Source organism: Sphingomonas sp. SP4 (assembly GCF_058313375.1).
The window spans coordinates 110,963-135,276 of the sequence record NZ_JBZFLE010000001.1; the positions used below are offsets into that span (position 1 = coordinate 110,963).

At 63.3% G+C, this 24,314-nt stretch carries 28 protein-coding genes; 16 read left to right on the top strand and 12 right to left on the bottom strand.

Going from position 1 to position 24,314, the window contains the following annotated elements; genetic code table 11:
• Window positions 1-9: 9 nt before the first annotated feature.
• From hemH to AC4GYV_RS00600, 3 genes are read right to left on the bottom strand one after another with little or no spacing between them, the layout of a single operon-like run.
• On the bottom strand, window positions 10-1,014 hold the full coding sequence (hemH, locus tag AC4GYV_RS00590; RefSeq protein ID WP_491098713.1) for a ferrochelatase: 1,005 nt from the start codon (window positions 1,012-1,014) through the stop codon (window positions 10-12).
• Window positions 1,011-3,125, bottom strand: a complete 2,115-nt coding sequence (locus AC4GYV_RS00595) for a molybdopterin cofactor-binding domain-containing protein (RefSeq protein WP_491098714.1) — start codon at window positions 3,123-3,125, stop codon at window positions 1,011-1,013. Before AC4GYV_RS00595 ends, hemH begins: the two co-directional genes overlap by 4 nt.
• Window positions 3,122-4,777: a class I adenylate-forming enzyme family protein gene (locus AC4GYV_RS00600; RefSeq protein ID WP_491098715.1), complete on the bottom strand. Its 1,656-nt coding sequence runs from the start codon at window positions 4,775-4,777 to the stop codon at window positions 3,122-3,124. The genes AC4GYV_RS00595 and AC4GYV_RS00600 overlap by 4 nt, the downstream gene beginning before the upstream one ends.
• A gap of 58 nt (window positions 4,778-4,835) precedes the next feature.
• Here AC4GYV_RS00600 and lgt point away from each other — a divergent pair, with 58 nt between their 5' ends.
• Genes lgt through AC4GYV_RS00625 form a run of 5 tightly spaced genes read left to right on the top strand, consistent with a single transcriptional unit; the run spans window position 4,836 to window position 9,344 of the window.
• Complete coding sequence (gene lgt, locus AC4GYV_RS00605; protein ID WP_491098716.1) at window positions 4,836-5,732, top strand: prolipoprotein diacylglyceryl transferase; 897 nt, start codon at window positions 4,836-4,838, stop codon at window positions 5,730-5,732.
• The gene (locus tag AC4GYV_RS00610) at window positions 5,729-6,706 is read left to right on the top strand and encodes a class I SAM-dependent methyltransferase (RefSeq protein ID WP_491098717.1); all 978 of its coding nucleotides are present in this window, start codon (window positions 5,729-5,731) and stop codon (window positions 6,704-6,706) included. Before lgt ends, AC4GYV_RS00610 begins: the two co-directional genes overlap by 4 nt.
• Complete coding sequence (locus tag AC4GYV_RS00615; protein WP_491098718.1) at window positions 6,703-7,212, top strand: GNAT family N-acetyltransferase; 510 nt, start codon at window positions 6,703-6,705, stop codon at window positions 7,210-7,212. The genes AC4GYV_RS00610 and AC4GYV_RS00615 overlap by 4 nt, the downstream gene beginning before the upstream one ends.
• Complete coding sequence (gene pgeF, locus AC4GYV_RS00620) at window positions 7,209-7,985, top strand: peptidoglycan editing factor PgeF (RefSeq protein ID WP_491098719.1); 777 nt, start codon at window positions 7,209-7,211, stop codon at window positions 7,983-7,985. Before AC4GYV_RS00615 ends, pgeF begins: the two co-directional genes overlap by 4 nt.
• Window positions 7,986-8,033: 48 nt before the next feature.
• The gene (locus AC4GYV_RS00625) at window positions 8,034-9,344 is read left to right on the top strand and encodes a cystathionine gamma-synthase family protein (RefSeq protein ID WP_491098720.1); all 1,311 of its coding nucleotides are present in this window, start codon (window positions 8,034-8,036) and stop codon (window positions 9,342-9,344) included.
• Here the strand turns inward: AC4GYV_RS00625 and AC4GYV_RS00630 are convergent.
• The 3 genes from AC4GYV_RS00630 to AC4GYV_RS00640 are packed head-to-tail and all read right to left on the bottom strand — an operon-like array spanning window position 9,341 to window position 11,888.
• Window positions 9,341-10,012: an HAD family hydrolase gene (locus AC4GYV_RS00630; RefSeq protein ID WP_491098721.1), complete on the bottom strand. Its 672-nt coding sequence runs from the start codon at window positions 10,010-10,012 to the stop codon at window positions 9,341-9,343. The genes AC4GYV_RS00625 and AC4GYV_RS00630 overlap by 4 nt on opposite strands.
• A complete protein-coding gene (locus tag AC4GYV_RS00635) occupies window positions 10,009-10,770 on the bottom strand; it encodes a nucleotidyltransferase family protein (protein WP_491098722.1) in 762 nt (253 codons plus the stop codon). The genes AC4GYV_RS00630 and AC4GYV_RS00635 overlap by 4 nt, the downstream gene beginning before the upstream one ends.
• Window positions 10,767-11,888 carry a CDP-alcohol phosphatidyltransferase family protein gene (locus AC4GYV_RS00640; protein ID WP_491098723.1) on the bottom strand — a complete coding sequence of 374 codons (1,122 nt, stop codon included), beginning with the start codon at window positions 11,886-11,888 and terminating at the stop codon, window positions 10,767-10,769. Before AC4GYV_RS00640 ends, AC4GYV_RS00635 begins: the two co-directional genes overlap by 4 nt.
• Window positions 11,889-11,986: 98 nt before the next feature.
• Here AC4GYV_RS00640 and AC4GYV_RS00645 point away from each other — a divergent pair, with 98 nt between their 5' ends.
• From AC4GYV_RS00645 to AC4GYV_RS00660, 4 genes are read left to right on the top strand one after another with little or no spacing between them, the layout of a single operon-like run.
• Window positions 11,987-13,093, top strand: a complete 1,107-nt coding sequence (locus AC4GYV_RS00645) for an MlaE family lipid ABC transporter permease subunit (RefSeq protein WP_491098724.1) — start codon at window positions 11,987-11,989, stop codon at window positions 13,091-13,093.
• On the top strand, window positions 13,093-13,893 hold the full coding sequence (locus AC4GYV_RS00650) for an ABC transporter ATP-binding protein (protein ID WP_491098725.1): 801 nt from the start codon (window positions 13,093-13,095) through the stop codon (window positions 13,891-13,893). The genes AC4GYV_RS00645 and AC4GYV_RS00650 overlap by 1 nt, the downstream gene beginning before the upstream one ends.
• On the top strand, window positions 13,893-14,840 hold the full coding sequence (locus AC4GYV_RS00655; RefSeq protein ID WP_491098726.1) for an MlaD family protein: 948 nt from the start codon (window positions 13,893-13,895) through the stop codon (window positions 14,838-14,840). Before AC4GYV_RS00650 ends, AC4GYV_RS00655 begins: the two co-directional genes overlap by 1 nt.
• On the top strand, window positions 14,840-15,433 hold the full coding sequence (locus tag AC4GYV_RS00660) for an ABC-type transport auxiliary lipoprotein family protein (protein WP_491098727.1): 594 nt from the start codon (window positions 14,840-14,842) through the stop codon (window positions 15,431-15,433). Before AC4GYV_RS00655 ends, AC4GYV_RS00660 begins: the two co-directional genes overlap by 1 nt.
• 4 nt (window positions 15,434-15,437) lie before the next feature.
• Here the strand turns inward: AC4GYV_RS00660 and pepN are convergent, their stop codons facing one another.
• Window positions 15,438-18,068 carry an aminopeptidase N gene (gene pepN / locus AC4GYV_RS00665; protein WP_491098728.1) on the bottom strand — a complete coding sequence of 877 codons (2,631 nt, stop codon included), beginning with the start codon at window positions 18,066-18,068 and terminating at the stop codon, window positions 15,438-15,440.
• Window positions 18,069-18,217: 149 nt separating this feature from the next.
• On the opposite strand from pepN, the gene AC4GYV_RS00670 reads away from it, so the two are divergent.
• Together AC4GYV_RS00670 and AC4GYV_RS00675 are read left to right on the top strand one after the other, a co-directional pair.
• Complete coding sequence (locus tag AC4GYV_RS00670; RefSeq protein ID WP_491098729.1) at window positions 18,218-18,481, top strand: DUF2171 domain-containing protein; 264 nt, start codon at window positions 18,218-18,220, stop codon at window positions 18,479-18,481.
• 68 nt (window positions 18,482-18,549) lie between these two features.
• Complete coding sequence (locus AC4GYV_RS00675) at window positions 18,550-18,888, top strand: hypothetical protein (protein WP_491098730.1); 339 nt, start codon at window positions 18,550-18,552, stop codon at window positions 18,886-18,888.
• On the opposite strand, the gene AC4GYV_RS00680 is transcribed toward AC4GYV_RS00675, so the two are convergent.
• Window positions 18,889-19,299, bottom strand: a complete 411-nt coding sequence (locus AC4GYV_RS00680) for a hypothetical protein (RefSeq protein WP_491098731.1) — start codon at window positions 19,297-19,299, stop codon at window positions 18,889-18,891. It abuts the gene before it with no gap.
• Between the two features lie 184 nt (window positions 19,300-19,483).
• Between AC4GYV_RS00680 and AC4GYV_RS00685 the strand changes: the two genes are divergently transcribed.
• Window positions 19,484-20,122, top strand: coding sequence for a hypothetical protein (locus AC4GYV_RS00685; RefSeq protein WP_491098732.1), 639 nt, complete (start codon window positions 19,484-19,486; stop codon window positions 20,120-20,122).
• Here AC4GYV_RS00685 and AC4GYV_RS00690 read toward each other — a convergent pair.
• Entirely contained in the window at window positions 20,056-20,349 is a 294-nt protein-coding gene (locus AC4GYV_RS00690) for an excalibur calcium-binding domain-containing protein (RefSeq protein ID WP_491098733.1), read from the bottom strand. The two genes, AC4GYV_RS00685 and AC4GYV_RS00690, sit on opposite strands and share 67 nt — an antisense overlap.
• A gap of 486 nt (window positions 20,350-20,835) precedes the next feature.
• On the opposite strand from AC4GYV_RS00690, the gene AC4GYV_RS00695 reads away from it, so the two are divergent.
• Entirely contained in the window at window positions 20,836-21,168 is a 333-nt protein-coding gene (locus AC4GYV_RS00695) for an HNH endonuclease (RefSeq protein WP_491098734.1), read from the top strand.
• A 3-nt stretch (window positions 21,169-21,171) separates the two neighbouring features.
• Here AC4GYV_RS00695 and AC4GYV_RS00700 read toward each other — a convergent pair whose 3' ends face one another.
• Complete coding sequence (locus AC4GYV_RS00700; RefSeq protein ID WP_491098735.1) at window positions 21,172-21,393, bottom strand: hypothetical protein; 222 nt, start codon at window positions 21,391-21,393, stop codon at window positions 21,172-21,174.
• Between the two features lie 91 nt (window positions 21,394-21,484).
• Between AC4GYV_RS00700 and AC4GYV_RS00705 the strand changes: the two genes are divergently transcribed.
• Window positions 21,485-21,922 carry a hypothetical protein gene (locus tag AC4GYV_RS00705; protein WP_491098736.1) on the top strand — a complete coding sequence of 146 codons (438 nt, stop codon included), beginning with the start codon at window positions 21,485-21,487 and terminating at the stop codon, window positions 21,920-21,922.
• Between the two features lie 12 nt (window positions 21,923-21,934).
• On the opposite strand, the gene AC4GYV_RS00710 is transcribed toward AC4GYV_RS00705, so the two are convergent.
• Window positions 21,935-22,363: a nuclear transport factor 2 family protein gene (locus AC4GYV_RS00710; RefSeq protein ID WP_491098737.1), complete on the bottom strand. Its 429-nt coding sequence runs from the start codon at window positions 22,361-22,363 to the stop codon at window positions 21,935-21,937.
• A gap of 86 nt (window positions 22,364-22,449) precedes the next feature.
• On the opposite strand from AC4GYV_RS00710, the gene AC4GYV_RS00715 reads away from it, so the two are divergent.
• The gene (locus AC4GYV_RS00715; RefSeq protein WP_491098738.1) at window positions 22,450-23,034 is read left to right on the top strand and encodes a thermonuclease family protein; all 585 of its coding nucleotides are present in this window, start codon (window positions 22,450-22,452) and stop codon (window positions 23,032-23,034) included.
• 79 nt (window positions 23,035-23,113) lie between these two features.
• Window positions 23,114-23,284, top strand: a complete 171-nt coding sequence (locus AC4GYV_RS00720) for a hypothetical protein (protein WP_491098739.1) — start codon at window positions 23,114-23,116, stop codon at window positions 23,282-23,284.
• Window positions 23,285-23,618: 334 nt separating this feature from the next.
• Here AC4GYV_RS00720 and AC4GYV_RS00725 read toward each other — a convergent pair whose 3' ends face one another.
• Window positions 23,619-24,287, bottom strand: a complete 669-nt coding sequence (locus AC4GYV_RS00725) for a hypothetical protein (protein ID WP_491098740.1) — start codon at window positions 24,285-24,287, stop codon at window positions 23,619-23,621.
• Window positions 24,288-24,314 lie beyond the last annotated feature (27 nt).

The following is a 24,314-nucleotide window of genomic DNA, read 5'->3' on the forward strand; positions in this document are numbered from 1 at the left end:
CGCTTGCGCTTATGACTGCTGTACCCAGCCTGCAAGTTCGCGAGAGATTAGACGTTCCAGCATGTCGATGCTTTCAGGCGAATCATTGAGACAATCGAGCAGCGCGAATTGCTCGCCGCCGCCGTGCAGAAATGTCTCGCGGCCGCGGATGCCGAGCTCTTCGAGTGTCTCCAGACAGTCGGCGGAGAAACCGGGTGCAGCGATGGCGATGCGCTTGATGCCGCTTGCAGCATAAGACGCGAGCGTCTCATCCGTGGCCGGTTCCAGCCATTTCGCGCGGCCAAAGCGCGATTGAAATGAAACATCGACACCGCGTCCCAGCACTTCCGAAAGCAGGCGCGCAGTCTTCCGGCACTGGCAATGATAGGGGTCGCCAAGTTCGAGCGTTCGCTTCGGCATTCCGTGAAAGCTGAGCAGCAATCGTTCGGGTTCGAAATCGAGCGCTTCGATTTGCCGCGTCAGATTCGCGCGCAGTGCTTCGATGTAGAGCGGATCATCATGGTACGGCGGCAATGTACGCAGTGCCGGTTGCCAGCGCATCCGGGCCAGAGCCGCGAATATTGCATCGTTCGCGGTCGCGGTCGTTGCTGCGCAATATTGCGGATAGAGCGGGGCAGTGAGAATTCGCGTGCAGCCTTCGCGAACCATATTGTCGAGTGCCGCGGCGATGCCGGGATGACCGTAACGCATCGCGTAATGCACGCTCACACTCGGCAGTCGATGACGCAACGCATCTGCCTGGCGATGCGCAATGACGCGCAGCGGAGAACCTTCGTTCGTCCATACTTGGTTGTAAGCTTCGGCCGAACGACGCGGGCGCGTTCGCAGGATGATCCCGTGCAAGATCGGCTTCCATGCAATCGCCGGGATTTCAATGACCCGCGGGTCGCTGAGAAATTCCGCGAGGTAACGACGCACGGCGCGTGCTTCCGGCGCGTCCGGCGTGCCGAGATTGATGAGCAGCAGGCCGATTTTGTGTTCGGGAATCGGCGGATGATTCGAGGGCTGATTCACGCGGCCCCCATCGGATCGAAAGGTAGTGAACGCATGCGCTTGCCCGTGCCGGCGAAAATTGCGTTGGCCACGGCAGGCGCAAGAACCGTTGTGCCGAGCCCGCTGATGCCGCCCGCCACCTCGCTGCTCGGAATGACTTCGACAACGATTTGCGGCGTGTCGGCGATGCGCGGGAGACCGATACTGCCGAGCGGGCGCGCTCGCGGCATGCCTGCGACCCATTCGGGCGAGGCAACGTTCGCTTGAGCGATTGCCCAGACCAGCCCGGCTTCGATCTGCTGTTTGACGAGTCCGACGTTGACGACGCGCCCACAATCGACCGCTGCGACCAGACGATGAACTTTCACGCGCTGGTCGTCGCCGATGCTCGCATTGGCAACGAGTCCGATGTGCGAACCGTAGGCAGAGCAGCCCGCGATTCCCATCGTGCTTCCCGGCCCGCCGCCGTCCCATTGCGCCAGTCGCGCCGCACCCTGGAAGCAGCGGGCCAGCCGTGCGTCGCTGCCGAGCATCGACATCCGGAAGGCGAGCGGTTCCATGCCTGCTGCGCGCGCCAACTCGTCGATGAAGCTTTCGGTGAAGAAGGTCAGCTCACGCTGCGGCGATCCGCGCATGTAACCCGGTGCGAAGGGCAAGGCGGCATTGATCGCGTCAATGCGGACGTTGGGAATTGCGTAGGGCGGCGCTGCGCCGTCGAGTGCCGAACCCTCCAGCTTTCCCGACGAAGACTCGCCAGCTAGCCGCCGGAGCGCCGAGCCAAGTCCATCGGCGGTTGCAACCCGCATCTGCCACGCCGCGGTCAGGCCGCCGGCCGCGGGTAACGCTGTCATGCGGGCCAGTGCGCCAGGCGCGACACGATCGTGGTTCTGGCTCGCGCTCTGCGAAAGAGTGACCTGCACGGGCCGCTTCAACTCGGTTGCAAGTTCGACAACGATGGGCGCTGCGTCCGGTTCGAGTGCGCGTCCCGCAGGTTCGCCGACCGGCAGGGGATATAGCGCCGCATCACCCGCGAACGCCTTACCGAAGCCGGGAGCCTGCGTCGCCGCCCAGACCTCGACCGAGCCGTTCGCGACCCTTGCGGTTGCAGTTACCGGCTCCAGCCCGAGATGCTGTGAGGGCGCAACATAGTAGGTCGCCGCCAAAGGGCGTGAACCGCGGACGGTGGCGTCATAATCGCCCCGGCTGAGCCATTCGTTCGCCTCGACATTGTTGAGCGCTTCCTCGAACAGGGCCCGCATGTCGGCACCACCGCGCGTCCCCGAGAAAACGGGATCCGCGGCCTTGATCGCGCGCTCGGCGGCCCACCAGCTATCCCCCACCACCGCGACCCAGCTGTCCCGCCGTGCGACATGGCGAACGCCGGGAGCGCCCTTGATCGCCTCCGTTGAAAAGTCTCTCAACTTCCCGCCCGGAGGAGCCATGCGCACGGAGGCGAACAGCATTCCCGGCAGGCGCACGTCGCCGGCAAAGCGGAGGCTTCCGTCGACCTTTGCCGGAGCGTCGAGGCGCTGGAGCGGCTGGCCCATCAGTCGGGACTTCGCGGATTGGTGAAGTTGCGGCTTGTGCGGCGCGGAGCGGCTCGCTGCTTCCTCAGCAAGCTCTCCAAAGGTGAAGGTTCGGCCACGGTTCATCACGAATCCGTCCGCCGTGTCGCACTCCTCGGGCGTGATGTTCCAGCGATCCGCGGCGGTACCGATCAGCATCTCGCGTGCCACCGCAGCTGCTTCGCGCATCGGCTGCTCGAATGCGCGAATGGACGTCGAACCCGCGGTGATCCGGATGTCCTTCGGCCAGCCCTCGTACTTGGCGAGTGGGTTGGCGTAGGCGGAAGTCAGCGGTGCAGGCTCAACCGCAATGGCCTCCCACGCTGCGCCGAGCTCGTCGGCGACGATTTGCGGCAGTGCTGTCCAAACCCCCTGGCCGGTTTCGACCTGCGGAACGGCGACTGTGATGCGCCCGTCACGGGAGATCTTGATGAAATTGCCGAACGCTTGCTCGCCGCGACTTGTGGATAGATCGCTGTGCAGCCCGCGCGGCCACAAAGCGTAGCCCACGATCAGACCCACTCCGACCCCGCCGCCAATCAGCAATGTCCGTCGATCAATATTCAATTCGCGTACTGAGCCTTCAGAGCGCGACGATCGATCTTGCCCGTTCCGAGGCGCGGCAGCGGCTCCGCGCTGAACACGAACCGGGCAGGGATTTTGAACTTCGCGAGCCGCTCCTCGAGGAAAGAGCGCAAGCCCTCTTCCGACAAGCCATTCTTCGAATGAATCACTGCGACGGGCACTTCGCCGAGCCGGTCGTCGTGGGCGCCGAACACGGCGACTTCATCCACCTCGGGGCAGGCGTAGCATTCCGCCTCCACCTCGGCGGCCGAGATATTCTCTCCGCCGCGGATGATGATCTCTTTCTTGCGGTCGACGATGAACAGATAGCCGTCTTCGTCGAGATAGCCGACGTCGCCGGTGCGGACATAGCCGTCGGCCGTGAACAGCGTCTTGGTCGCTTCCGGATTGCGGAAATAGCAGCTGATGTTGGCAGCACCCTTGATGCCGATCTCGCCGACTTCGCCAGCTGCCAGGTGACTGTCGCCGGCTCCAAGGATCGCGACATCCATGAAGGGCTTCTGCGCCCGACCCGTAGAAGCGGGCTTTGCGGCATAATTGCCCCAATAATTTGCGCAGCCCGCCGCGTTGGTTTCGGTGAGCCCGTAGCCGAGCGCCGGTTGAGCATGCGGGAATTCGGTTTTGAGCCGCTCCACGTGAGTTACCGGCCGCGGCGCTCCGCCCGCCGTGATGTCGGTCAGCGACGACAGATCGTAGTTGTGACGGTCAGGGTGGTTCATGAGCTCGAGGCTCATCGTCGGTACGCCGACGAAATAGGTGATCTTCTCTTTTTCGATCAGCCGCAGCGCCTCGCCGGCATCCCATTTGGGCATGATCACCATGCAGCGGCCGACGACGAAGCTGTTGATCATCACCGGCACTTCGCCTGTCACATGGAATAAGGGGACGCTGAGCAAAGTACACGGCTGAGACGCGGGCGGGCGGCCCTCTTTTGTCAGGATTCCGAGCAGGACGATTAGGCCGGTCGAATATGCGTAGGTCGCAGTCGTGACGGCACGATGGGTCGACAGCGCGCCCTTCGACTCACCTGTCGAACCTGAAGTGAAGAGAATGGTCGCATCGTCTTCCGGCCCAATCTCCGGAAGGTCCGCATCTCCAGCCGCGAGCAGTTCGGCCACCGCCTGTTCAACAGGCAGCTCGATCGGCAGGCACAGCAGCTTGCTCTCATCGCAGCGTGCAGCGATGCGCTTCGCACGCGATGGATCGGCGATGATCAGCTTGGGTTCGCTCAGTTGGACCGCATGCTCCATTTCGAGCGGTTCCCACCAGCCGTTGAGCAATGTCGCGATCGCGCCGGCCTTTACGATGCCCATGTAGGTCACGATCCAGGCCGGGCAGTTGCGCATGGCGATGGCAATGCGGTCGCCTTTGGCGATCCCTCTTGCGACGAGCGCTCGAGCAACCCGCTCGGAAATCCGGTCCAGATCGGCGAACGTCAGCCGCTCCTCGCCCGCCACGACGGCTTCCGCCTCGGCATTCAAGGCGCAGAAGGTGCGGAAGAGATCGCCGATCGTTGCCGGGAAATTGGTGACGATGGCGTTGCCCTGTCCATCCTCGCCAAGGACGATGCGCCCTCCTGGGCCCACCACCGCCGCCAGGGTCTCGTCGAACTTCAGGTCGAGCTCACTCGGCATTTGCGGACCGCTCTCCTTTGCCTTTGCCGTCACCCGCCTTATGAGGCGCTGTCCATTGATGGGGAAGTCCTTGCAAGCCGACGATTACTCCGGGTTCACGAAGTTCAGCGATCTCGGCCTCTCGCCGGTGGCTCTGCACATCGGGCCGTTCGACCTCAGGTGGTACAGCCTTGCGTACCTCGCCGGGATTTTCATCGGCTATTGGTACTTGCTGAAGCTGTTGAAGCAGCCCGGCGCGCCCTTGGCCCGCCGCCATGCCGACGACCTGGTCTTCTACGCCGCCCTTGGAATCATCCTGGGCGGTCGCCTTGGCTATGTGCTCTTCTATAACTTGGGCGAATATCTCCGGCACCCGATCGAGATCTTCAAGCTGTGGGACGGCGGCATGTCCTTCCATGGCGGCGTCATCGGCACCTCGCTCGGCATTTTCTATTTCGCCTGGAAGCAGAAGCTCTCCTGGCTTCGCATCCACGATTACGTCGCCTGTTGCGTACCGTTTGGACTTGGCTTTGGCCGCCTCGCCAACTTTGTTAATCAGGAGCTGTGGGGCGCTCAGACGAGCGTTCCGTGGGCGATCCGCTTTCAGGAAGTGAACGCGTTCGGCCAGTCGGTGCTCGGTCCGCCGCGCCACCCGAGCCAGCTCTATGAAGCCGTCCTCGAAGGTCTCGTGTTGTTCGGCATCCTTTGGTGGATGTTCTGGAAGACTCAGGCGCGATACGAGCCGGGCAAGCTCGTTGGCGCGTTCGTCTTCTTCTACGGCATCTTCCGCTTTGGCCTCGAATTCATTCGCGAGCCCGACGCCCAATTCGCAGGGACGATGTTCCAGAACGCCGGACTCCACATGGGCCAGTGGCTGTCGCTGCCGATGATCCTGGGCGGTCTCTATCTGATGTTGACCGCCAAGAGGCGCAGGGTTCGCGTCGAGTCCACGGCAGGGACCGCTTCGGTCGCGTGACGCCGCTCGAACGGGCGCTGCGCGACCGGATTCAGGCGGAAGGTCCGATCACGGTCGAGACCTTCATGGAAGCTTGCAACGCTTATTACTACACAACCCGCGACCCGTTCGGCACGGAAGGCGATTTCACCACCGCGCCGGAAATCAGCCAAATGTTCGGCGAAATGGTTGGCGCGGCGCTGGCGGATTGCTGGGCGCGGGCAGGACGGCCAGTGGGGGCTGCATATGCGGAGCTTGGCCCCGGGCGGGGCACATTGGCTGCCGATGCGATTCGGGTGATGCGCGGCGCGGGCTTTTCCGGAGAGGTTCACCTGGTCGAGACGAGTCCGGTCCTGCGCTCCGCCCAGAAGGAAGCCGTGCCGGACGCTCACGAGCATGAATCGATCGACGAGCTTCCCGAGAGGCCACTGCTGCTCGTCGCCAATGAATTTCTCGACGCGCTGCCGATTCAACAATTCGTCCATGGGACGGAGCGGCGTGTGACGACGCTGGCCGGCGGACTGGCCTTCGATCGCGACGGAGACATTATCGAGCTCTCGCCCATCCGCGAGGAAGTCGTGCGGACGATCTCCCGCCAGGTGGTGAAGAATGGCGGCGTCGCCCTGTTCATCGACTACGGCCACGCAAGGAGCGGGCGCGGCGATACTTTGCAGGCCCTGCGCGACCATCGCTTCACGCCGGTGCTTGCCGATCCAGGCGAGCAGGATCTGACCTCCCACGTCGACTTCGAAGTCGTCGAAAGAGCGGCGCGCGGAGCTGGCGCTTCCGTCACAACTTTAGCCAACCAAGGCGACTGGCTGATCCGGCTGGGCATAGAATCGCGGGCTCAGGCGCTGTCCCGCGCCAATCCCGACCGTGCGGCCGACGTTCAAACTGCTATTGAGCGGCTCACGGGCGGCGAGCAGATGGGTGAGCTGTTCAAGGTCGTCGCCATTCATTCGCCCGAATGGCCAGAACCCGCAGGATTCGAATGACCGTCACGTATCGCACCGGCTCGGCAGCCGACATTCCGGCCATCGATCGTGTTTTCCGCGACAGCTTTTGCGACACCTTTGCGCATCTCTATTCTGGTGAAGACCTCGAGGCCTTCCTGGGCAAGTTCACGCCTGAAGCGTGGCGGGAAGAGATCGAGGATCCTGCTTACGCGTTTCGTATCGCGGAAGCGGACGGGGAGCCGGCCGGTTATGTGAAGCTCGGCCCGTCGACCTTGCCGATTGAACCGGATGCGCCCGCGATGGAACTGCGCCAACTCTATCTGCTCAAAGATCATCACGGCAGTGGCATTGCTACCGAGCTGATGGATTGGGCGTTTGAGGAGGCGCAAAGGCGCGGCGCGCACGAGCTCTACCTGACCGTTTACACCGACAATCATCGGGCGAAGCGCTTCTATGAGCGCTACGGCTTCATCGCGATCGGCCGCTACGACTTCATGGTCGGCAACCAGGCCGATGAAGATATCATTATGAGAAAGGTGCTGTGAGCGGCGTCGAGGTCATTCGCGCACTCTGCCTGAGCGGCGTCCCGCATGGCTTCCTCGGCCGCAGCGGCGGAGTGTCGGTGGGAGAACTCGGCGGCCTGAACGTCGGTTACGGCAGCGGAGACGATCGGCAAGCAATCGCTGAGAACCGCCGGCGGGCCGTGGACGCGGTCTTGCCCGGAGCGGAGCTTGCGACCGTCCACCAGGTCCACTCCCCCGATGCAGTCTACGTCGAGCAGCCATGGCCACAGGATCAGAGGCCGCAGGCAGACGCGATGGTCACGGATCGCACAGGAATTCTACTCGGCATCCTGACGGCGGATTGTGCGCCGGTACTCTTTGCCGACGCCGAAGCCGGAGTCGTCGGCGCGGCCCATGCGGGTTGGCGCGGAGCCATTGGTGGCGTCACGGACGCGACCATCGAAGCGATGGAGAAGCTCGGAGCAAGGCGCGAGCGAATCCGGGCGGCCGTCGGGCCCTGCATCGCGCAGCCATCATATGAAGTGGACCAAGGCTTCCGCGATCGCTTCATCGAAGCGGGGGCGGGGAATCAGCGCTTTTTTGTCGATGGCCCTTCCGGGAAGCCGCACTTCGATCTTTCCGGCTATGTCGGCCACCGCCTCCGCTCTGCAGGCATCGAACAGGTCGAGCTGCTGAACCTCGACACTTATGCCGATCCCGGCCGTTTCTTCAGCTACCGCCGGGCCACGCACCGCGGAGAAGCCGATTATGGGCGACAAGTCAGCCTTATCGGCCTCCCCGGAACTTCAGCTTGACCGGTTCAACGCGCGGGGCCTAGCGACCGCGCCCAAGGAGAACATGCCTTGCCTACCGAAGACGAAATCAGCGGCGCCCCGACCCAGCATCGCCCGCCGAAGCCATCGCCCACGAGCATCGGCAACCACAAGCTGAAGGCCCAATCCCTCATGCTCGGCTACGGCTTCGATCCGGAACTTAGCGAGGGCTCGCTGAAGCCGCCGATCTTCCTCACCTCGACTTTCGTGTTCGAGAATGCGGCGGCGGGTAAGCGCTTTTTCGAAGGCGTCACCGGCAAGCGCCCAGGCGGGGCCGAGGGCCTTATCTATTCGCGCTTCAACGGCCCCAACCAGGAGATCCTGGAGGACCGCCTGGCCGTTTGGGAAGGCGCCGATGACGCGCTCGCTTTCTCGAGCGGCATGTCGGCGATCGCGACCCTGCTGCTGGCCTTCGTCCGTCCCGGCGACTGCGTGGTACATTCCGGTCCGCTCTACGCGGCAACCGAGACGCTGATCGCCAAGATCCTCGGCCAGTTCGGCGTGTCGTGGGTCGATTTCCCCTCTGGCGCGACGCGCGAGGAAATCGACGCGGCCATCGCCAAGGGCAAGGAGAAGGGGCGCGTCAGCCTCATCTACCTCGAAAGCCCAGCAAATCCGACCAACCAGCTCGTGGACGTCGAGGCAGTTGCTGCGGCGCGCGATGCGGCGTTCGGCGAGGGCGAGAAGCCGCCGATCGCGATCGACAACACTTTCCTTGGCCCGCTGTGGGCGAAGCCGCTCAGCAATGGCGCGGACCTGTCGGTCTACAGCCTGACTAAATATGTCGGCGGCCACAGCGACCTCGTCGCCGGTGCGGTCGTGGGCGACAAGACGTTGATCAACCAGATCCGGATGCTCCGGAACACGATCGGCACGATCACCGACCCCAATACGGCTTGGATGCTGCTCCGCAGCCTGGAGACGCTGGAGCTGCGCATGACACGCGCCGGTGAGAACGCGGCCAAGGTCTGCGAATTCCTGCGCAGCCACCCGAAAGTCGAGAAGATCGGCTACCTCGGCTTCCTCGACGAGGGCTCACGCCAGGCCGACATCTACCGCAGACACTGCCAGGGTGCCGGTTCGACTTTCTCGCTCTACCTCAAGGGCGGAGAGAAAGAGGCGTTCGCCTTCCTCGACGCGCTCCAGATCGCCAACCTAGCGGTCAGCCTCGGCGGCACGGAGACGCTGGCCAGCGCCCCAGCGGCGATGACGCATTTGTCGGTCCCGGACGAGCGCAAGGCGCAGCTCGACATCACGCCGAACCTCGTTCGGATTTCGATCGGCGTGGAAGACGCGGACGACCTGATTGCCGACTTCGCGAACGCCCTGAACGCGGTCTAGCCCCAATCCTCGATCGCCCAGCCGCGCTGCTCGGCGAGGTGGCGCAGCTTGGTGTGCGGGTTCACGGCGACGGGCTCGTCCGACCATTCGAATGCCGGCTGGTCCGAAACGTGGTCCGAATAGAAGCGGACGTGACCGTGCACGCCTTTCAGGCCCGATTGTTCGACCCAATCGTCGATCATGCGGAGCTTGGCCGGGCCGTAGCAATTCTCGCCCGCGATTTTCGCATGGACACGCTCGTCGAGGCCGATGATCGATCCCGTGCCGATTACGTCGTCGAAGCCCAATCGCGACGCGATCGCATCCGCGTAGAGGCGATAGGATGCCGTCGCGAGGACGACACGCCGTCCCTCCGCCTTATCGCGAGCGATCGCTTCTCGTGCGCCCGGGCGGATGTTCGTTCTTACCTGATTTTCGGCGAAAGTTTCGACCAGCGGCTGCAGGTCTCGCGGGTGAATCTGTCCGCCAAGCAGCAGGTGATGATTGATCTCCTTGAGCTTCGCCCGGTCGATCAGCCGCGCGACATAGGCCAGCATCGACAGCACGACCAGCGGCAGGAAGATCAAGCGCCAGGGCGCACGGCGCATCGCGCAATGTAGCAGGAATGGCGTGTAGGTCGCCCGCTTCGTAACGGTACGGTCCATATCGTAGACGGCGAGGTCGCTCATGCACGACCCGACAGGATGGCCTCGGCGAGCTCGTGGTCCGCAGCCTTGTCGACATCGATACCCGCCAGCGGGTCGCTGAGCCGCACGGCGGTGATGTTCAGCCCAAGCTTGCGGCCAACGTGCCGCAACGCATCGTCGATGCTGAGCAGCCGGAGAAGAGTGCCGATCAGCACGAACGGGCCCAGAATCGAAACGACGCGCCAGCCCTTCTTTCGTTCGCTTTCGACCGACCGCCAGAGCTCGATTGCCGCAGCAGCTTTGGGCGTGCGCAGCGCAAACAGGTTCGCCCCCGTATAGGCGCCGCTGCGGAACTTGAGCCAGGTGCGCTTCGCCCCGGGGAAGCGATTCATCAAGGTCCGCTGCTCGACCACGGCGATCGCAATGTCGCCCTCCGCATAGGCGCAGAATTCGTCGACCGTCTCGACATCAAGCAACGCGTGGTCGGCGGTTGTCACGAGCAGCGGCCATTCGGTTTGCTTATCGAAGCATAGCTCCAGCATCGTCGTCGCGATCGTCGCTTCGGACTTGCGCATCCGGATACGCGGATCGTTGGGAAGCACCGCGGCAATGCGCTCCGGCGCCTGGCTGAGGACGATAATGTCGCCGATGTCCTCGGCAGCAAGCAAGGTCTTCACTGGCCGCGCCACCATCGGCTCTCCGCCGACCGGAATCAGCGACTTGAGGTCGGTACCGAAGCTCTCCGCGAATGCGTCGCGCCCTGGCCGCGACCCGGCGAGGACGACCGCCGTATATTTCACGCTTCTAGCCAGGACGTGATCTTGCCGCCGCGCGCGACGACCTCATTGGCCTGCGCGAGCCGAACGGCGTGGAAGAACAGGCTGATGATCGTCCACCACGCGACCAGCACCAGGCCGACGTCCGGGCGGCGGAACAGCAAGGAAGCGACGAGGATCACCATGTTCGGGTTGCGACGTGCGGTGATCAAACGGAACTGACTGTCGATCTTCTTCCATACGTGAATGTGCATGCCGCTGAAGCGCTTGATAAACAGACCTTCGATGATCCGCTGCGCGACATAGCCGATGATGATCGACCACAGCACGATCGTGGCCGTGAGCGGTGCAAGCGGGCGGCCGTACGCAGCGAGGCCGTGTAGCCACGCCCACCACCAGAATGGCGGGTGAATCAGGTCGATGCCGTGGTCGAACACTTCGCCCCATTTGGACGAAGCGCCGGTCACCCGCGCCAGCTTCCCGTCGACGGTGTCGAGGACCATAAAGATGAAGCCCGACAACACGCCCCACCAATATTCCCCGCGCCAGAAGAGCCAGAATGCGAGCAGGCAAAGGATGCCGCCAACGAGGGTGACGAAGTTCGGGGAGATACCGGCCCGTGCTGCCCATCGCGTCAGGTAGAAGGCAGGCTTGCGCCAGAGGTATAGCGTCAGGAGGTCGGTTACGCCTTTGTAGGCGGCATCATAGGCCGCGCGCTCGACGGGCTCCGGATCAGTCGGATCGAGCGGCATTACGAATGGCCGCTCGCGCTTCCGAAGCTCGGCGTAGTTCAGTTGCGCGGTCTCAGCATCGAGGACCTCGTAGCCCTCGATCGCTCCTCCGGACTGGAGCTTGGCAATGATGGGCGACGCGTCCTCGTCCTCAGGCACATGCGCAATTACCGGCTTGCCGCCGCTGATCAGTACCGCGCGCGGCCGATTGGCCATCGCCCGAAGCCATGCCGGGTCCCACGAGTAGGCCAGGCTGGCGACGAGCGCTGCGCGGCCAGGCGCAACCGCCTCAACACATTCAAACCCCGCATTTGTCGCAAGGCGGCAGGCCCGGTCGCGGGCCTCCATGCCGAAAGGGCGCGCGGGATTGGTGCCTACGGGAACGAACAGAAGAGGCGTATCGCTGGCCATTGGAGGAGCGCGATAACGGCGCTGTCCCGGGCAGGGAAGGCCTCCAGCGTCAGCCCGACTTGCTCCCGTCATTCATTTCGAGCACTAAACCCGAGCGCATGGTCGATCTTAACAACCAAGAGGAAGAGCATCCGCACGGATCGGTGTACCGGGTAGCCGGTGCCATCACGATCACGCGCGCCGCCACCACGCAGCGCGAGCTCGATGCGCTTCCGGACCCGATTACGATCGACCTGTCCGAAATCTATCGCATGGACACGGTCGGTGCCTGGATCATCTACCGGACCGTTCGCGACCGCGGCGCAAAGGTGATCGGCGCAAGCCATGATGAGGTCAGCCTCCTGAAGGAGGTCGCCGAATTCGATAAGCCAACCAAGGTCCATCCGGAGGAAGGCGGCGGCTTTACCCGCGCGATCGGCGAACTTGGCCAGTGGGTTGCCGAGACGGGCCAGACCCTGGTCGGACTTCTTGGATTTTTCGGCGCAACCCTGATCGGGTTCGCCAACGTCATTCGCCGGCCGTCGCGCAAGTTTCGGGTCAACGCGGTCGTCCAGCGCTTCGACGTGGTCGGCGTGCGCGCGCTGGGCATTATCGGGCTGATGAGCTTCCTCATCGGCATCGTCATCGCGCAGCAGGGCTCGGTTCAGCTCGCCCAGTTCGGCGCCGAGGTCTACACGATCAACCTGATTGGCCGCATCACCGTGCGCGAATTAGGAACGCTGATGACCGCCATCATGGTTGCAGGCCGTTCCGGCTCGGCATTCGCTGCCCAAATCGGCACGATGAAGATCACCGAAGAGATCGATGCGATGCGGACGATCGGCGTTTCGCCAATCGAAGCGCTCGTCATCCCACGGATGATTGCGGCCATCGTGATGATGCCGTTGCTTTCCTTCTGGGCGATGTTGACGGCGCTGATCGGCGGCGGTGTCTTCGTCTGGTTCTCGATCGGGATTCCGCCGATTACCTACATCCAGCGCCTCAACGAGGTGACTCCACTGACCGACCTTTGGGTCGGGCTGATCAAGGCGCCTGTATTCGGCTTCATCATCGCGCTGGCTGGCTGTTTCCAGGGCATGCTCGTTCAGGGCAACAGCGAGGAAGTGGGCACGCGGACTACGACCGCAGTCGTCCAGTCGATATTCATGGTCATCGTCCTCGACGCCGTCTTCGCGGTGTTCTTCAGCTCGATCGGCTGGGTCTGATGGCAGCGCCGAAAGATTGTGACCCCATCATCACCGTCAAAGGCCTGCGCAATTCGTTTGGCGAGCAGGTCATCCATGATGGGCTGGATCTCACCGTCTGCCGCGGTGAAATTCTCGGAGTGGTTGGAGGGTCCGGTACCGGCAAATCCGTGCTCCTTCGATCGATCATCGGCCTGCAGACGCCGGACGCGGGCGAAATCGAAGTGCTCGGCGAGGACATGGTCGACCGGACTGAGGACGAAGCGAAAAACATTCGTCGTCGCTGGGGGATTCTCTTCCAAAATGGAGCGCTTTTTTCGACGCTGACCGTTGCCGAGAACGTAGAAGTCCCGCTGCGCGAATATTTCCCGGCCATTCAGCCGCCGCTGCTCGATGAGATTGCGTCCTACAAGATCGCGATGGGAGGGCTCCCGCCGGACGCCGGTCCGAAATATCCGTCGGAGCTATCGGGAGGCATGGTGAAGCGTGCTGGCCTAGCCCGCGCCCTGGCTCTGGATCCGGAGCTTTTGTTCCTCGACGAGCCGACAGCGGGTCTCGATCCGATCTCGGCAGCTGCCTTCGATCAGCTGATCCTCAGCTTGCAGGAGCGCCTCAATCTCACGGTATTCCTGATCACGCACGATCTCGATACGCTGCACGCCATCTGCGACCGCGTTGCCGTGCTCGCGGACAAGAAGGTGATTGCTGTAGGGACGATCCCCGAACTATTGGCTTTGGATCATCCTTGGATACAAGAATATTTTAACGGGCCTCGGGGGCGAACTGCGGCTCAGAGTTATGAGAAAGGGGTCGTGGCCTAGTGGAGACCCGGTCGAACTATGTGATGGTTGGAGCCGTCACGGTGGCCCTGCTCGCCGGCGTGCTGCTGTTCATCGTCTGGCTCGCGGGCCTCTCGAACAAAACCACGAAATGCTACGACATCTATTTCCCGGCGGTCGGTGGCATCAACAAGGGTTCCAACGTCAGCTTCTCCGGCGTTCCCGTCGGTCAGGTGACGCGCATCTCCCTGCTGCCGAACCGCCCCGAGTTCGTTTGGGTACGCATTGAGGTCGATCAGCAGACGCCGGTCTTGCAGGGCACCTCGGCGGAAATTCACAGCATCAGTCTCGCCGGTGCGAACGAGATCCAACTGAACGGTGCCCAGCGCGGCCGTCCGCCGATCGAGCAGGTCGGGCCCCAGGGCTGCCCGGTCATTCCGGCAAGCTCGAGCGGACTGAGCGCCTTGCTCAACAGCGCGCCGGAGCTGATCGCCCGCATCCAAACTTTGACCGAGCGTCTCACCGAACTGCTGAGCGACAAGAACCAGGACGCCATTGCCGATATTCTCGAGAATATCGACGTTACGACCAAGACGGTGGCGCAGCGCGCGCCTGAACTCAGCGCGACCATCGCCGAAACGCGCGAAGCGGTGCGTCAGGCCAGTATCGCGGCGAAGAATGCTGGGCTTCTGACGAGCAATGCAAATCGCCTTGTTGTCGAGCAGGGACAGCCCGCCGCCGCGGATCTGCGCAAGGCGATTGCGTCGGTCCAGCAGGCGACCGACAATCTGAACCTGATGCTCACCGATGCGCGTCCGGGCGTGCAGAACTTCACCAAGTCGACGCTGCCTCAGGCGGACCGGCTGATCCGCGACATGCGTGAGCTGACGACTTCGCTGAAGGCCGTTTCCGACCGAGTGAACCAACAGGGGATTGGCGGCGCGCTCGGGCCCGAGAAGCTGCCCGACTATAAGCCGAGGAAACATTGATGAAGCTGATGCTCCGGATTGCACCGATCGCGCTGGCGATCAGCTTGACTGCCTGCTCGGGCCTGCTCGGCGGTGGAAAGCCGCCAAACACGCTGGTGACGCTGACGCCCGAGATCGGTGAGCCTGCGCAGACCGCTCGCGCGTCGGATCCCGCGAAGGCCGTCACCATCATGGCGCCGGTGGTCTCGCGCGAGCTCCACACGGTGCGCGTGCCGGTGCAGGTCAACCAAGTCGACGTCCAATATGTCTCCAACCTGACGCTTGCCGACACTCCCGATCGGCTCTTCGCGGATCTGGTGTCGGAAACGGTGCGGCGCACGACGAACCGTGTGGTTCTCGATCCCCGGCAAGTGTCGCTCGATCCCGGACTGACCGTTAGCGGGGTTCTGCAGCGCTTCGGTTACGATGCGGCGACTGGCCAGGTCGTCGTCCAATATGAAGGCGCGCTTGCCGCGACCGGCGGCAACCGCGTCGAGACGCGCCGCTTCACTGCGACTGCGCCCGCTGACGGTACTGCCGCGACGGTCGGCCCGGCGCTCAATCGAGCCGCCAACCAGGTGGCTCAGCAAGTCGCGCAGTGGATCGGCGGGTGACCGTCTAGGCCAGGCTTTTCGAAGCCTGCTCGAAAACGTCCTTCGACAGACCAGGCGTTGCGACGATCCGCTCCAACGCTTGGCGCATCAGCTCCGCTCGCTTCGGTTCGAACCGCCGCCAGCGGCCGAACGCCGGCACCAGACGCGCCGCTATCTGCGGATTGAGCTTGTCGGCAGTCAGGATCATGTCGGCGAGAAAGGCGTAACCGCGCCCGTCCGCGCGATGGAACGCCCAGTGGTTGCCGCCGAACATGCCTGCCAGTGAGCGCAGGCGGTTGGGGTTCGCCATGTTGAAGTCGGGGTGCTGGGCAAGCCGAAGCACCTCATCGACCGTGTTTTCGCGCTGGGCTGCCGCCTGAAGCGCAAACCACTTGTCGAGCACCAGGGCATCGTCATGGAAGCGCACGTAGAAGGCGTTGAGCGCCGACTCTCTTTCCGGTGCGTCGAGCGACACGAGGATGCTGAGCGCGCCTTGGCGGTCCGTCATATTGTCCGCTGCATCGAATTGCTTCTTGGCCAGCGCCGCGGTTTGCTGCGGATCGGCCGTGGCGAGGAGGCCAAGCGCGACGGTGCGCAACCGCCGAATCCCTTTGGCCGCCGGCGACAGATCGCCCCCGCTTCCCCCGCCGAGCCGGTGAGCGGCAAGCAACTCGTTCGATAGCTGGGAACCGAGCTCCCGCCGCAGCCGCTCGCGCGCTTCGTGAATGGCGTCCGGGTCGACGACATCCATCCGTTCGGCAATCAACGTTTCGCTAGGCAGCAGGATCGCTTCTGCCTTGAACGCCGGGTCGAGCGAGTTCGACTGGAGCGTCGCCGCAACCGCGCGGACCACGGCGTCATTGTCCATTGGCTCGCCGCTCGCGCCCGCCGTGAGCGCGCGCATCATCAGCTCCTGGATCGCCTCGTAGCGGGCGAACGGATCGGTGTCCGACTGCGCGAGCCGTTCCAGCTCGTCGGCGCCGCGCTCCGCTTTCACGGTGATCGGCGCCGAGAAGCCGCGGTTGATGGACAGGAGCGGCTGCTCCGCGACATCGTCGAACAAGATGCTCTGGTGCGGCTGATCGAAGACAATCAGCTGCTCAGGCACCACTTCGGCTCCGCTTCCTCCGCCGATGAGCGCCGTCTTGAGCGGGATCGGCATCGGCTTTTTGTCCGGCTGTCCAGGAGTCGGCGCGACGCTCTGCTCGAGGTGCAGGGTCGCTTTCTTGGCTGCGGGATCATGCTCGAGCCGTGCCTTCACGCAAGGTGTGCCGGGCTGGCTGTACCAAATCTTGAACGCCGAAAGGTCGACGTCGCTGGCATCCTCCAGCGCCTTGACGAAATCGTCGCAGGTGGCAGCCTCGCCGTCGTGGCGTTCGAAGTAGAGGTCGGTGCCCGAGCGGAACTTCTCGGGTCCGAGCACGGTGGCCATCATCCGGATCAGTTCGGCGCCCTTGTTGTAGACCGTCGCGGTGTAGAAGTTCGAGATCTCGATATAGCTGTCCGGGCGGACAGGGTGCGCGAGCGGCCCCGCATCCTCCGGGAATTGCGCGGCGCGGAGCACGCGAACATCCTCGATGCGCTTCACCGCTGGGCTGCCGATGTCCGCGCCGAAGCTCTGGTCGCGGAAGACCGTGAAGCCTTCCTTGAGGCTCAGCTGGAACCAGTCGCGGCAAGTGACCCGGTCGCCGGACCAATTGTGGAAATATTCGTGAGCGACGACGCGGGCGATGTTGTCGAAGTCGGCGTCGGTCGCCGTCTCCTGATCGGCGAGCACGTAAGCGGAGTTGAAGATGTTGAGGCTCTTGTTCTCCATTGCGCCCATGTTGAAGTCGCTGACGGCAACGATGTTGAACAGGTCGAGGTCATACTCGCGGCCGTAGACCTTCTCGTCCCAAGCCATCGACTGCTGGAGGCTTGCCATGGCGTGCGCTGTCTTCGGCAGGTCGGCCTCGCGAACCCAGATGAACAGGTCGACGTTGCGCCCACTCATCGTCGTGAAGCTGTCGCGGTTGGCCTTCAGGTCGCCGGCGACCAGGGCGAACAGATAGCAGGGTTTGGGGAACGGATCCTGATATTCGGCCCAGTGCCGGCCGTTCGCGGCTTCGCCATGAGCGATACGGTTGCCGTTCGACAGCAGGATTGGGAAAGCGCGCGCGTCGCCTTCCATCCGCACGGTATATTTGGAGAGAACGTCAGGCCGGTCGGGGAAGAATGTAATGCGGCGGAACCCTTCGGCTTCGCACTGGGTGCAGAGCATGCCGTTCGACGCATAGAGGCCCATCAGCTTGGTGTTCGCTGTCGGGCTGATCTCGACCTCGGTCTCGACCGTGGCGCGATCGCCAGTCAGCTCGACGATCAGCTGGCCATCCTCGATGCGATGCGGCGCTTCCGATCCGTCGACCTTGACCGATATGAGCGTCAGACCATCCCCGTCGAGCCGCAGAGCACGGTCATGCTCGCCGTTGCGTTCGACGCTCAGCGTAGCGCGGACCCGGGTCCGACCAAGATCCAGATCGAAATCAAGGCGGATCTCCGGCACCAGCCAGTCGGGCGGCCGATAATCCTCGCGCCTTATTGCGACGTGAGTCGGGGAGGGCGGCGCTTCCGGAACTGCCGCAGCATTGGGAAGCGTGGTGGTGCGAACGTCAGACATTCAGGCGACTTAGGCGCGCCTTCAGGGCGTCACAAGCTACTGCCCCCGATGACTCGTGCGGCAAACAGGCGTAAGCGCGCGGCGGGCGGCATGCATCCAATGTCGCGAGCGACGCGTTGAGGTGCAGAGCAGAAGGAGGAATGAATCCTATGAGCGGCTTCGAAGACATTCGCGAACATATGGAAGTCATCGGCGCGGACGGCGTCCACCTCGGGACCGTCGATCGCGTCGAGGGCGATCGGATCAAACTGATCCGTGCGGACAGTGGTATCGGTCATGAGGAACACCACCATTACGTTCCTCGCGGTCTCGTCGCGGATGTCGAAGGCGATCGCGTCCGGCTAAGCGCGAATGGCGATGTTGCCGCCGATCTGTTCGAGCAGGAAGAAAGCGGCCAACCGATCGGCGAGTGAGCCCGTGCGGCTTTTGAGCCGCGTGAATCGAGTTGCATTCGGATTGGTCGAGGCGCACTTTTAACGCGATGAAGAACAAGGGCGAATTGGCGCCACCCGAGCCGCAAAGATGGACTCGGGCAGACGACTATCTGGGCGTGATGGCGCGTCGCAGGACGGCGCGCCGCTCGCGTGAGCCACGGCCCCCTCGTACCCAACCCGAAGCGCCGCGACTGCTTCTGAGCACGATCCCGTTCATTGCCCTGATCGGCGCGCTAGCGATCCTCGCCGTGGGGATCATGGTTGTCGCGTGGCCGGGGGCGCACCCGCAGCACGCGCAGCTTCATCAGGTCCAGCCGGAGCAAGGCGTCGCCGCTCGAGGCTGGTTCCAGGAAGCGCAAAAGGACTTTCACAAGCGCAAGGCTTGATCAGCAGGTAAGCACGTCTCCGCTGTACCACTTGCGGGCGCAATCCTGATTTCGGCGCATCCAGGCCGGGTAGGCGCGAGCTGGATTCTCGTGCCACCAGTCGTTGTAGCTGGTCGGCTCCCAGCTGCGATTGTTCCACAGCGCCCATTCGCCGCCATACCAATCCATCACGACGTCGGTTGAGCAGAAGCTACGTCCGCCTCGATCGCCACGTCCATGGCCGTCGTGGCCCCCACCGTCATGGCGACCGTCGAAGCCGCCTCGGGAAACTCGGCATCCGTCGAAGCCGGAGCCGACGAACCCGCCATCGCGTCTATGGTGATCTGAGCCGCTCCACTGCTGTGCCTGTGCTCCACCGGCCGAGAGGGCGACCGCGATGGACGCTGCTGCGGCAAGCAACATTCTCGTCATGTCGCTTACTCCTTTCATCTTCCGCCCCTTGCTGAAGGACGCCTGGGAGCGGGTCAGTGTTGCATTAACCAAAATTTAACCACAGGGACAAGCGCGGGCTTATCCCGAGTATGTCGCGAAATGGGACTCGGCGCAGAATCCCCGTTCATTGCCCGGCAAGCTGAAGAGACGCACGGACTGATCCATGGCCACTGTGTTGCCGATCGCGATCGCCTTCCTTGCTCAAGCGGCGGCCGCTAATAGCGATCCGCAGCACGCCTACGGCCCTGCTGCACCTCCCGAGCCAAAGCCTGCGGCGGCGGCCAATGTGAAGGCGGCCGAAGCGTGCCCGCCGCCTTCGACCGGCGCGGAAACGCGGGAGATCGTCGTCTGCGCACCCAAGCCGCAAGGCTATCGCATCGATCCTGATGTCCTGGCCGCCAAGAAGGCGAAGCGGCGGCAATTGGCTGGCCGCCCGAAACCGCCGAACAATATGAAGGATAATAGCTGCACGGTTGTCGGACCCGCGCCTTGCATGGACGCTCCGATGATCAACCTGATCGCGGCCGCCGCTACCTTGGCGGAAATGGCTGAGCGGCTGTCAAAGGGTCAGGAGATCGGCAGCATGTTCGTCACTGACCCTCAGCAGAGCGAATACCAGCTCTACGTCGAAGCCAAGAAGGCGCGAGAGGCGAAGGAAGCCGAAGCGAGGGCGAAGGCCAAAGCCAAAGCGGAACAGGCGAAAGCTGCGACGGGAACGGTGACGTCAGCAACCGATCAGGCGCCGCTTCCAGTCGGCGGGCAGGCCAAGCCGGTGCCGTCAGGATCCAGCTCCGACCGGTAACCCGGCTGGCCAGCGTATAGCGGGGCCTTGCCCGCCTTCTCGGCATCGGCACAGCTCGCATAATATTCGCTTTGCTCGACTTCGGCAGACGACTGCCCCGGCTTTGCAGCAACTGTCTTCGCGGCGTTGATCTTGTCCGCGGCCGAAGGCTTCGACATCTTCGACCAGGCATAGCCGCCGCCAAGGCCGAGCATGACGGCCGCAAACAGGAATATGATCGCGCGCATCGGCATGAATTGCCACGCGGGGATTGCGGAAAGGTAAACCTGATCTTCACCGCCTCAGTGGGCGGCGTTGATCCAGAAGCAATAACCAAACACGACGAACATCAGCGCGACGAGGATGAATGCGAAGGTATTGCGTTTAGCCATTCGGCTCACGTGGCGCATCAGCGCGATCATGACGCTTAACCAGGTTAACGAACGTGGCGGCGGTTGCGGCGTCGCCATGCAATTTTGGTTAGGTGCCGTTCCATGTCTGGAGGCAGCGCGGGCAGCACGGAGAATGCTGCGCTGAGAAGGACCGAGATCCGGTCGCTTGTATGGGGCAGGAGTGTTCCAGGCGATTGAATATTCATAGCGATGTAGCGCCGAACGACGGATTTCCGCTGGAGTTGCAGCCGGTTAACCCAGGTGAGTGAATTTGCCGAAATGCGTCCGCCGCTAATCCTTTGGTGACGGTCGTCGGTTATTGTTCAGTGCATGAGCAGCTCGATGATTGCCCGATATGTGAACCCGTGGAAGTTCAAGCGGGAGCAGGAGGAACAGAAGCGTCTGCAGGCACTCCGCCAGCGCGACGGCGACAATTGCTCGCGCTGCCGGCGGCCGATGAGGTTCGACCTGACCCCCGGTGCCGACCTTGGTCCCAAGGTCGAGCATGTGCTTCACGCGGTGAACGGCGGGACGAGCGAGTTCGACAATCTTTGCCTGACCCACGGCAGGTGCAACGCCGCGGGCGCTGACCATACGCCGGAAGTCACGGAACGGGTTCGCCGCAAGAATGAGGCGGAGTTGTTCGCGAAAGCCCGCTCTCGCCGGAGGGCCTAAGGCTTAGCTCTGCCGGTCGCGCTTCGCGGCCATCAGGAACAGTATAAGCCCCAGACCAAGGAAAGCACCCATCACGGTGCCCATGGTCGATCCCAGCGTCCGCTGGAAGTCAGGCGTGACGCGCTCCGGATGGGCAGCCCCAAGCCTGGCGAGATAGAACCAGATGCCGGCGAGCAGCAGCTCGACCAGGACGATCGCAAGCACCGTTCGCGTCTTCTTCGACATGAGCGCCCCCTGTGTCTGGAGGGCCGCTTTGTACCATTGTCTCGGCCGACTGCGAATGTAAGCTCCGCGCTTCGAATTCGGGGAGGGGACTATGAGGACATTTGTGAGCCTCGCTGGGGTCGCCATGTTGGCGGCGCTCGCGGGGTGCAATTCGTCAAGCGGAGGCGAGAATGCCGCAGCAAATGTGGCCACGAACACCGCGGCCGCGGAGAAGCCGAAGCATCCGACCTACTGCTTCTACAAGGACGCGAATACGAAGGGTTGGTCGGCCTCCCGCGACAAGAGCGGCAATGTCACAATCAAGGGCAAGGCATACCTTGCGGACGCGGCCTACAGCGGCAGCCTGATGCAGGGCGAGGTCGAAGGCGACAAGGCGACGATCTGGCTCAACATGTCTCCCAACACGACCGGCTATGCGAAGGCAGACGGCTGGTGGGACGTCACTGCCACGATCCCTGACAGCTCGGCGGCTAAGACTGCGGTTGTGATGTGCGGCACCAAGACGGTGGCGACGCTTCCGCTGAAGTAACGCCGCTTCGGCTTACTTCCACAGTTGCAGTGACCTGATCGCCTTGGGCAGCTCGGGACGGTCGTCGCTCCGAGAAACGATGCGCTGGACGAGCTTCCAGCTGCGACGCACTTTTCCCTTGCGCCACAGGTCGGCAACCCAGACGCTGCCCGACCAGTCCTTCCCATCCATCGTCGCCTTGAGCTCGAGCTGCGCGGTGAAAAAGGCGACGGAGCCGAGATCGCGAACGTAGATGTCTGCGAAGCGGTATGACGTGCAGTCGTAGCGCTTGGCGATCGCCTCGAGCCAGCTCGGCCGGTCGAGGATCGCCGGCGGTTTCGACCCGGTCAGCAGGATGAAGTTGCTCGCGGTGATCGCCTTCATCGCCTTCGGGTCGCGGTTGACCCAGGCGCGCATCCAGCGGTTCTCCATCGTTTCGATGACGGGCGTTAAATCGGCCATGGTCGCAACCGGTAGCGCGCTCCCAATCGCTTGCAAGACCGCTGAAACTAACGAGATGCTAACGATGCGCCTTTATCCTGAGCGGTGTGAGCAAGCATTGGAAACCTTCACCGGCGAGCGGCGCTGCTAAGCCTTCGCGGATTCGGCGTGAGCCGGTCCTGAAGCTGGCGGTAGACGAGCGCCAGGTCCGAAAGGCCGAATATCAGTCGCGGGAGCGGCAGATGTGGGGCGGCGTTGCGGGGATCACCTTGCTTGCCCTCGCCCTCGCCGTCGCCGCGGTGGGGATCAGTTGGGCGACCTTGTTCTACCACGATCCCAAGGCCGACGCTCAGGATAGGCAGTTCGGCCAATGCTATAACGGCGGCCAAAATTGCGTGTTCGACGCCGATACGGCGCGCGTTGAGGGCGAGAAGCTCGAGATCGCCGGCATGATGGCGCCGCGGATCCAGGACGCTCAATGCGAGGACGAGCGGAACCGGGGGATCGATGCCGCAATGCGGCTCGCCAGCCTTCTCAACAGCGGCCAAGTGACGGTCGGCAAGCCGTTCACCGACCAGCTGGGGCGAACCGTTCGCAGCGTGCAGGTCAATGGGCAGGACGTCGCGAAGACGATGATCGCTGCGGAAGCGGCACGACAGCCGAGCGCCGACAAGCCCGATTATTGCGGCTGAACCTTCCCGCGGTTGCGGATGTTCGCTTGCAGGCGGAGACACTTTGATCCAGCATGCTTCCTCTACAAGGGGCGGGCAGATGAAGCTGTATCGGGTCAACAAGCTGGCCAAGGCCGGCGGCGCGGTGATCAAGAAGAAGCATATCCTGGCGAGGTCCGACCGGGATGCGGTGCAGCAGGCGGAGGACAGCGCCGACTGCCCGATCTGCGACGTGCTGCGCGACGGAGAGACGATCGGATCGATCGTCTAGGATCGACCAGAACTAAATAGCTTCGTCGCGGCGCCTGAAGGTTCGGCCGCTGCAGCCTTGCCAGCGGACGGTGCCGTTAGGTGCGGTAACCAGCCTGGGGAAGGTCTTGCCTCTTAGTGCTTCTATCATTCTGCTGACCAGCAATGTTACGCGCTGCATCAGTTACTCCTTCACTGACCAGCCCTTCCCGCTGCCGAGAGAACGAGCGGCGTCCCGGGCCGTTCCTGCCCGGGACGCCCTGACTCATTTGCTGAGTGGGTGGCGTGGTGCCGCCCATGGTCTGCGGACCGCCGTGTGTCCGTATCTTCACTTAACTTCGCAGTGACGACGGCGATTACGACACTGCATCCGTGACCGCTTCGAGCATGCTCGGAAAGGCGGCGACTGCGTCCGCCTGCGGGTCCATATCGCCGCGCTGCTCCCATGGCAGAGCGAAACGCTTTGGGTCGAGGCGGGCGAGCAGCCAGGTGAGGAGGCGGTCGCTGGGCATGCGCTTCTCCGCGATCAATTCGCCTTCGCGATAGATCTGCTCGACGCGTCCATTGAGCGCACGGTCGAAGGCGATGGCCGAGAGGCGGCCGACAGCGAGCTGCTGTGCCGCGTTCCAGGCGGCGGCGAAGGCGGGCGAGCGGGTGCGCAGCAGATAAGCCGAGCGGGCGGACAGGCGCGCGGAACTGGCGGCGAGATGGACCGAGCCGGTTTCCGCGAGCACGGTCAGGAACAGCCGCTGCCGCTCCGCGCTCCAGCCCGCGAGGCGCCGCTTGCTCGATTCAAGCGGGATGCCGTCGAAGGGCGTGGATTCGGCCGGAGGTTGATCGGCATCGGCAGCGGCGGGAAGCAAGTCGGTGGGCCAGGCATCATTCTGCTCCTGCACGGGCACGAGCGACAGGCTTGGCCCGCCGCCCTCGTCCGCCGTCTCCGCCACCTTCGCGATCTTGTCCGTCGCCTTCGACCATGCATCGTAGTCTTCGAGCGTCATTTCCTTCTTCGCACGTCGCGCCATGTACCTGCTCCTCACGTTATGAGTCGC

Bases quoted from the DNA above. Each gene is read 5' to 3' on its own strand.
- AC4GYV_RS00660 (WP_491098727.1), top strand. From the start codon at position 14,840: ATGAAGCTGATGCTCCGGATTGCACCGATCGCGCTGGCGATCAGCTTG.
- AC4GYV_RS00650 (WP_491098725.1), top strand. From the start codon at position 13,093: ATGGCAGCGCCGAAAGATTGTGACCCCATCATCACCGTCAAAGGCCTG.
- AC4GYV_RS00695 (WP_491098734.1), top strand. From the start codon at position 20,836: ATGATTGCCCGATATGTGAACCCGTGGAAGTTCAAGCGGGAGCAGGAG.
- AC4GYV_RS00710 (WP_491098737.1), bottom strand. From the start codon at position 22,363: ATGGCCGATTTAACGCCCGTCATCGAAACGATGGAGAACCGCTGGATG.
- AC4GYV_RS00690 (WP_491098733.1), bottom strand. From the start codon at position 20,349: ATGCGCGCGATCATATTCCTGTTTGCGGCCGTCATGCTCGGCCTTGGC.
- AC4GYV_RS00675 (WP_491098730.1), top strand. From the start codon at position 18,550: ATGAAGAACAAGGGCGAATTGGCGCCACCCGAGCCGCAAAGATGGACT.
- AC4GYV_RS00725 (WP_491098740.1), bottom strand. From the start codon at position 24,287: ATGGCGCGACGTGCGAAGAAGGAAATGACGCTCGAAGACTACGATGCA.
- AC4GYV_RS00640 (WP_491098723.1), bottom strand. From the start codon at position 11,888: ATGGCCAGCGATACGCCTCTTCTGTTCGTTCCCGTAGGCACCAATCCC.
- AC4GYV_RS00705 (WP_491098736.1), top strand. From the start codon at position 21,485: ATGAGGACATTTGTGAGCCTCGCTGGGGTCGCCATGTTGGCGGCGCTC.
- AC4GYV_RS00680 (WP_491098731.1), bottom strand. From the start codon at position 19,299: ATGACGAGAATGTTGCTTGCCGCAGCAGCGTCCATCGCGGTCGCCCTC.
- AC4GYV_RS00670 (WP_491098729.1), top strand. From the start codon at position 18,218: ATGAGCGGCTTCGAAGACATTCGCGAACATATGGAAGTCATCGGCGCG.
- AC4GYV_RS00720 (WP_491098739.1), top strand. From the start codon at position 23,114: ATGAAGCTGTATCGGGTCAACAAGCTGGCCAAGGCCGGCGGCGCGGTG.
- AC4GYV_RS00645 (WP_491098724.1), top strand. From the start codon at position 11,987: ATGGTCGATCTTAACAACCAAGAGGAAGAGCATCCGCACGGATCGGTG.
- AC4GYV_RS00685 (WP_491098732.1), top strand. From the start codon at position 19,484: ATGGCCACTGTGTTGCCGATCGCGATCGCCTTCCTTGCTCAAGCGGCG.
- lgt (WP_491098716.1), top strand. From the start codon at position 4,836: ATGGGGAAGTCCTTGCAAGCCGACGATTACTCCGGGTTCACGAAGTTC.
- AC4GYV_RS00700 (WP_491098735.1), bottom strand. From the start codon at position 21,393: ATGTCGAAGAAGACGCGAACGGTGCTTGCGATCGTCCTGGTCGAGCTG.
- pepN (WP_491098728.1), bottom strand. From the start codon at position 18,068: ATGTCTGACGTTCGCACCACCACGCTTCCCAATGCTGCGGCAGTTCCG.
- AC4GYV_RS00615 (WP_491098718.1), top strand. From the start codon at position 6,703: ATGACCGTCACGTATCGCACCGGCTCGGCAGCCGACATTCCGGCCATC.
- AC4GYV_RS00600 (WP_491098715.1), bottom strand. From the start codon at position 4,777: ATGCCGAGTGAGCTCGACCTGAAGTTCGACGAGACCCTGGCGGCGGTG.
- AC4GYV_RS00630 (WP_491098721.1), bottom strand. From the start codon at position 10,012: ATGAGCGACCTCGCCGTCTACGATATGGACCGTACCGTTACGAAGCGG.